The sequence below is a fragment of the Maribellus maritimus genome, from assembly GCF_022267315.1.
Classification (GTDB): Bacteria; Bacteroidota; Bacteroidia; order Bacteroidales; family Prolixibacteraceae; genus Draconibacterium; species Draconibacterium maritimum.
Map to the genome: position 1 here is coordinate 174,670 of NZ_JAIKLE010000010.1, position 7,873 is coordinate 182,542.

Here is a 7,873-nt window from a genome sequence, read left to right on the forward strand (position 1 = left end):
TTAAACAAAAATTAAAAAATAAGCCGGAAGGTGCAGCCACACCTGCCAGCTTAACTTGTGTCTTGAATTTCTTTGGTGAAAATCACCAGTAAAGCTATTAATCAAAACATTCAAATTTATGAAAAAAAAATGTATGCACCCTTTTCTGCCATGCAGAAGGGTAAAAAAACTATTATTAATGATGAAACTAACAGCCATACTAATCCTGGCGGGCTTAATGCAGGTTTCGGCAACGGTTTACTCGCAGGCCACAAAGTTCAATTTAAGGGCTGAAAACAGACAAATTGTCGAAATACTTAAGGAAATTGAGGAATCCAGTAACTTTCGTTTCTTTTATATTCGCGAGCAGGTTGATGTGGAACGGGAGGTTTCCTTTAAAGCCAAAGATGCCACTGTAGAGGAAATTCTGGATGAAATTTTTGCTGGGCAAAATATTTCATACGATGTGATGCAGGATAATTTGATTTTATTAAGTCCCGAAGACAAGCCCGTTGAATTAAAATCAATAACATCTCAGCAACAAAAAACGGTTTCGGGAGAAGTTAAAGATAACGCAGGAGAACCACTTCCCGGAGTAACAGTTGTTGTAAAGGGGACGACGCAAGGTACTGTTACCGGTGCTGATGGGAAATATACGATATCAAACCTTCCTGAAAAAGCAATACTTCAGTTTTCGTTTGTAGGGATGAGAAGCCAGGAGATTATCGTTGGAGATCAAAACAATATTGATGTTGTGATGCAGGAAGAATCAATTGGACTGGAAGAGGTAGTGGCAATCGGTTACGGAATTCAAAAGAAAGCTACTCTAACCGGGGCTATCAATAATGTTAAGGGAGACGAAATTGTTAAAGCTCCAACAACAAATGCAAGTCAAATGTTATCCGGCCTACTCCCCGGACTAACAACTATTCAGCGAAGCGGAGAACCGGGAAATGACGATCCGATTGTACGTATCCGTGGAGTTAATACGTTAGGAGATAATTCACCTTTAGTTGTAGTTGATGGAGTGCCAGGACGCTCACTTTCGAGAATAGACCCAAATTCAATTGAAAGTATTACTGTTCTGAAAGATGCATCTGCAGCAATTTATGGCTCGCAGGCAGCAAACGGAGTAATCTTAATTACGACCAAACGCGGAGAAAAGGGCAAACCAAACATAACGGTTAATTTTAATCAAGGGTTTAACCAGCCAACTGTTATTCCCGAAATGTGTAATGGTTCTGAGTATGCCAAATTGTTGAATGAATTAGATTTGTATGATGGAAGAGAACCACGATATACAGAAGAACAAATTGAAAATTTTACTTCCGGTTCTAACCCGTGGCAATATCCTAATACTAACTGGTTTGATGAAGTTCTTAAACCATGGTCTCCACAAAATAATCTGAACGGTCAGCTTAGGGGAGGAGGCGAATACATTGATTATTATTTATCTGTTGGTTCAAAATATCAGGATGCTTATTATAAAAATAGCGTGAGTAATTACAAACAATATGATTTTCGCAGTAATATTGACGCAAGAATATCAGAATATATAAAAATTGGAGCCAATGTATATGGAAGGATGGAAAACACAACTTCTCCGACCAGAGGTTTCGGAACTATTTTTAGAACCACCACACTTGGAAATCCTAATATACATGCCGTTTGGCCTGATGGAACTCCCGGACCTGATATAATCGAGGGAAGTAATCCCGTTACAATAAGCACCAATGCTGCGGGTTATGACAATAATAAAGTTTATACTGTTAACAGCAGTTTCAAATTAGATTTAATAGTACCTTGGATTAAAGGTTTAACTTTTACCGGAAGTGCAAATTTGGATAAATCTTTTCAAAATCGTAAACGCTGGGAAACTCCATGGGAGGTAAATACATGGGATGGTATAACTTATGGTGAGGACGGCATACCTGTTCTTAACTCGGCTATGGTCCCATTCAATGATGCACGTTTGACACGATACATGTACGATAATCAAAGTCTTTTACTTAACGGTGTTATCAACTACTCTAAAACAATAAATAGACATGAAATAAATCTAATGGCGGGTATTGAAACAAGAGAAGGTAAAGGTACTAATTTTAATGCTTACAGAAGGCATTTTGCTTCAACTGCTATTGATGAGCTATTTGCCGGAGGAGGAGAAGATCAGGATAATACTGGCACATCTTATGAAAATGCAAGATTGAACTATTTTGGAAGAGTAAACTATAATTACAACGAAAAATTACTTTTTGAATTTGTATGGAGATACGATGGTTCATATATGTTTCCTAAGGAAAATCGGTTTGGATTTTTCCCCGGTGTTTCTTTAGGATGGAGAATTTCTGAAGAAAATTTCTGGAAAGAAAAACTGTCATTCCTTGAAGATTTTAAATTGAGGGCTTCCTATGGACAAACCGGAAATGACAGGATAGATGAATGGCAATATTTGTCTTCATATAGTTATGACGGTTATGTATATAACTTTGGAATTGATGAGGCCAACAAATTACTCTATGAAGCAAGAATACCAAATGAAAATGTTACTTGGGAAGTTGCTAATCAGGCAGATATTGGTTTCGAATCCTATTTTATGGAGCATAAACTTTATTTGGAGTTTGATTACTTTGATTACAGACGCTCTAATATATTATGGTGGAGAAATGCCTCTGTTCCAAGTTCTACCGGACTCACTTTACCCAGAGAAAATATAGGGAAAGTTACGAATCAGGGGGTTGACTTTACCATTAGTTACCGGAATAAAATTCGGGATTTAGCATATAATATTTCATTTAACGGTGGTTATGCTAAAAATAAAATTACTTTTTGGGATGAAACTCCGGGTGTTCCTGAGTGGCAGAAATCAACGGGTAAACCTATTCCTACAAATAGTGATGTATCTAATGACCTTTATTACGAAGCAATTGGAATTTTTAAAGATCAGGCCGCAGTTGATGCATATCCTCATTGGGAAGATGCACGCCCCGGCGACATCATTTTTAAAGATGTAAATGATGATGGGAAGATTGATGGTTTAGACAGGGTACGAAATGATAAAAATAATATCCCAAGATTTACAGGAGCCTTAAAGGCAGGTTTTAACTATAACCAGTTTGATCTGTCGATATTATTCCAGGGGGCTGCAGGAGCAGTAAGATATATATCTACAGAATCCGGACAGATTGGTAATTTTCTTAAGGACTTTTATGATAATCGATGGACACCTGATAATACCGATGCCAGCGGACCAAGAGCGTACAACAGGGATGCAGAGTATTGGAGAAGTAACCGCAATACTTATTTCTTGAAAAAATCAGATTATATAAGACTAAAAACTTTGGAGATAGGGTACACCTTACCTTCTTCTGTTAATAGTAAGTTGGGAGTTGATGGACTACGAATTTATTTGAGTGGTTATAATTTGTGGACTTTTAGTCCCGATATAAAAGACTTCGATCCAGAATCCGAACAGACAAGTTTGAGTGGACAAAGTCAGCCATATCCTGCTCAAAGGGTAATAAATGGGGGAATTAGTTTAACCTTTTAAAAGATGAAAACATGAAAAGATATATAAGAATAATATACAGTTTGATTAGCTTAATAATACTGATACAACTAAGTTCATGTGAAGATTATCTGGACAGACAGCCATTAGACCAATATGGTGAGGAAGCCATTTGGAGTGATCCTGCAATGATGGAACATTTTGTAAATAACATTTATTGGTATATAGGCCATAGCTTTGACAGACCAATGATTGGGGTTTTTACGGATGAATCGATGTTTGACCCAGGGTCAGATCAAGGTCATGGGAATGTGGTGAAGTCGTTGATAACACCCAGCGATTATGGTGTTTTTGATACGTGGAACCGGACTCAGAAAATGAGATGGGAACATCATTATAAATATATTAGGGCCTGTAATCTTTTCCTTGATCAAATAGAAGGAAGAACATATGAAAACGAAGAATACGTAAAAAGGTTAACTGGAGAGGTTTATTTTTTAAGAGCTTACCACTATCATAACCTGGTTTTTCTTTATGGTGGAGCACCTATTATTGAACATGCCTATGGGCTATCGGATGATTTCTTGGCTGCAAGAAATACGTTTGAAGAATGTATTAATTTTATTGTTGGAGATTGCGATAAAGCGGCCGAATTGCTGCCACTTACTGAGGAAGGGAGCAATTTTGGCAGAGCGACAAAAGGTGCAGCGATGGCTTTAAAAGCAAGAGTTCTTTTGTATGCAGCCAGCGATTTGTATAATTCTGATGCCTCATGGACAAATGGATATGAACACCCAGCGTTAGTCGGATATGTTGGTGGAGATAGAAATAACAAATGGGTAGCAGCTAAAAATGCGGCTAAATCAGTAATTGATTTAGGCATGTATAGTTTGTATAAAGCAGAGCCAAGCCCGGGTGATTCGGTTGCACAAAACTACGATGAAGTCTTTACTTCAAAACAAACGGTTGAAGATATTTTTATAAGAAACTTCACGGAATCGAATCAGCACTGGACAATGAATATCGGACAACAAAATTTACCAGCGGGTTACAAAGGCTGGGCGAATGTGAGTCCTATTAACAGTATGGTTGACGACTTTGAAATGGCAGATGGGACCAAATTTGATTGGAATAATCCTGTGCATAAAGCAAATCCCTATGGAAACAGGGAGCCGCGTTTTTATGTCGATATTTTTTATGATGGTGCTAAATGGAGACAGCGCCCTGACGATGTAATTGCTGCTGATCCGATTGGAATTATCCAAACAGGTAATTACGAACAGGCAGATGGTACCTGGGTGGGGGGGCTCGACGCTTTAAGCAATCCTGTTACCACCTGGAATGGAACATATACCTCTTACTATTTAAGAAAGTTCCAGAATATTTCGGTAGATGCACCAAAAGTGGTTACTACAACCCCCTGGAGATTTATCAGGTATGCCGAGATCTTACTTAGCTATGCTGAAGCGTGCGTTGAACTGGAAGAGTATGGTGAAGCGAGAAAATATATTAATATCATACGAAAACGAGCCGGATTACCTGAGGTTGATGCGAGTGACAATGAGTTAAGGGATAAGTTAAGACACGAAAGAAAAATTGAACTCATGTTTGAAGATCAACGTTTTTTTGATATCCGAAGATGGATGATTGCTCCTGAGGTTATTGTCGATGCATATGGCCTCGATATAAAATACTTTTATGGCGACGATAAACCATCGTACGAGATAATTCATGTACAGGAACGTGATTGGAAGGATCGTTTTTATTTCTTCCCAATCAAGTTAGATGAAATGAACAGAAATGAATTATTAATTCAAAATCCACTTTATTAAAGATAGTTTTGTTGATGATACGAATGAAGCATAAAAAAACCTTTCGCATAGTATATTTTAAGTGAAAATGTATCGTCAAAAACTCTATGTTAAGCCTCTGTAGATCACAAAGTCTAAAAAAATAGGCTTGTGATTTACAGGGTTGCACTGAAAAAAGATGTTAGAAAACATTAGCTTGTAACAACCGGTAAAACAAGACTCTGAAAATCGTTTTTGCGTATTACTATTAATTCAATAAAACGAATTCCTCTATCTTCTTGATTCTTAGTTAAGAATAAAATATCAGCTTTAAAAGCAAAACAAAATATTATGCCTGTTTAATTTAGCAGAAGGTCAAAATTGCAGGTACTCAAAAATATAATTAAGTCAGAAATATATGCGTTTAAAAAAATCGTTTATTGTTTTTTTAATAAGTCAGACCTTTATTTTTAGTGCTATCTCCCAAAAAGTTTATGAACCTACCTGGGAATCTCTCGACAAGCACAAGATGCCACAATGGTACGATGATGCAAAAATTGGATTAAGTATGCATTGGGGAGTATATTCCGTTCCGGGGTGGGCTCCCCGGCAAGAAGGAATTTCTTATGCAGAATGGTATGGAAGCAGGATGAATGATAAAAAGAATCCAACCTATGATTATCATCGTGAGGTATATGGTAATGACGCTACATACGATGATTTTATTCCTCAATGGAAGGCCGAATTGTACAACCCGGAGGACTGGGCGAAGTTTGCAAAAAAAATGGGAGCCAAATATATGTTTATTACCTCAAAACATCATGATGGATTTTGTTTGTGGCCAAGTAAATATACCAACCGTAATGCCAAAAAGATGGGCCCTGAAAAGGATATTTTGGGACAGTATTTTAAAGCTGCACGTAAAGAAGGATTAAAAGTTGGTTTGTATTATTCTCTTTACGAATGGTATAATCCCATTTATACCGGAAAGGAAATCCCTTATGCCGGATTGAAAAGAGTAAATAATTATGTTGATGACTTTATGATTCCTCAAATTAAGGAATTGATTGATTTATACCATCCTGATTTTTTTTATTTCGACGGGGAATGGGATCATCCTGAACCATTCTGGAAGATGAAAGAAGTGGTTGCTTATTATTACAATGAGGCAGCAAAGAGGAATCAGGAGGTTTTTGTAAATGATCGTTTTGGAAAAGGAGAGCGGGGAAAACATGGCGATTTGTATAATGTGGAATATGATTTTGATAAAGGAAGTGAAGGATCATTAACTCACAAGTGGTCATTCTGGCAAGGAATTGCTAAAACTTTTGGTTATAACCAGGATACCAACCCGGAGGATTGCCTTACTCCAAAACAATTTATCGACAAAGTAATAAAAGGAGTTAGCCAAAATGGTAATTTTGATATTAATGTTGGTCCAACTGCAGAAGGAGAAATTCCTGAATATGAACAATATCCATTATTGGGGTTAGGCGAGTGGTTGTCGGTAAACGGCGAGGCAATTTACGGCACACATTATTGGAAGGTACAGGAAGAAGGAGATATTTGTTACACTGCGAAAGACCAGCATGTTTACGCAATTTTTCTAAAATGGCAAGGTGAAACTTTTAGTCTGAAATCAGTAAAACCGGTAGAAGGATCAAAGATTACAATGTTAGGGGTACCCGGTGAATTGAGATGGGATTGGACTGAGGATAATGGATTAACAATATATTATCCAAAACAGAAGTCACGGCCAACTTCATGCAGCTATGCCTGGGCATTTAAAATAAAAATCAATTGAGAAATCAGTTGGAAGCACAGTAAAAAAAGTACATTTTGTTCTTACTTATTATCGGATATTTAAATTAAAAAATCAATAATCAGAAAATAACATGCATAAAAGATTAATTCTGTTATCGTTAATAAGTTTTTACTTTTTTCAGGGATGTAAGAATAGCTCCGATGGAAAGGAAAACGAATCATCGATAAAAGCTTACTGCATCGATTATAACTGGGGGCCGGGAGGCGAACATGGTTTTGCCAAACCGGGTTTATGGGCTGAAGCAAATCCTGAAGAGCAAGTAAACTGGTATGCCGGTTTGGGCTGTAATGTAATTCAAACGTTTGCTGTTTCATGTAACGGTTATGCCTGGTATAAAAATGGAATAATACCTGAACAACCAGGGTTAAAGTATGATTTTTTAACTGAAATGGTAAAAATAGGTCGCCGGAAAAACATGAAGGTGATCGGATATTTTTGTGTTGGAGCCAATAATAAATGGGAAAAAGATAATCCTGATTTATGTTACAAAGTGGATGGACAGCAGATTCCACTTACAAAAGTGTATATTGATTATCTGTGCTCCTCCATAGAAGATGCCATCAAAAAAACTGACATTGATGGAATCATGCTTGACTGGTTTTACAATCCCGGAGGAGGACGAGATCCTTTGCCTCCACTCCGATGGATGGAATGCGAACAGGAAATGTACGAGGAGTTAATGCAACAGCCTTTTCCTGGAAAGGACAGTATAACTCCTGAAATAGAGCTGGATTTTCGACAGAAAGCTATTGACCGTGCATGGCAACAGAT

The 7,873-nt window shown here is 37.4% G+C and carries 4 protein-coding genes; all 4 read left to right on the forward strand.

The genetic code is table 11. The annotated features are described in order from the left end of the window. The first annotated feature begins 118 nt into the window (after positions 1-118). A complete protein-coding gene (locus K5G00_RS11305; protein ID WP_238766267.1) occupies positions 119-3,529 on the forward strand; it encodes a TonB-dependent receptor in 3,411 nt (1,136 codons plus the stop codon). An 11-nt stretch (positions 3,530-3,540) separates the two neighbouring features. Next, entirely contained in the window at positions 3,541-5,319 is a 1,779-nt protein-coding gene (locus tag K5G00_RS11310; RefSeq protein WP_238766268.1) for a RagB/SusD family nutrient uptake outer membrane protein, read from the forward strand. Positions 5,320-5,695: 376 nt separating this feature from the next. Then, a complete protein-coding gene (locus tag K5G00_RS11315) occupies positions 5,696-7,081 on the forward strand; it encodes an alpha-L-fucosidase (RefSeq protein WP_238766269.1) in 1,386 nt (461 codons plus the stop codon). A 91-nt stretch (positions 7,082-7,172) separates the two neighbouring features. Continuing rightward, a partial coding sequence (locus K5G00_RS11320; protein WP_238766270.1) for an alpha-amylase family protein occupies positions 7,173-7,873 on the forward strand: 701 nt, incomplete at its 3' end.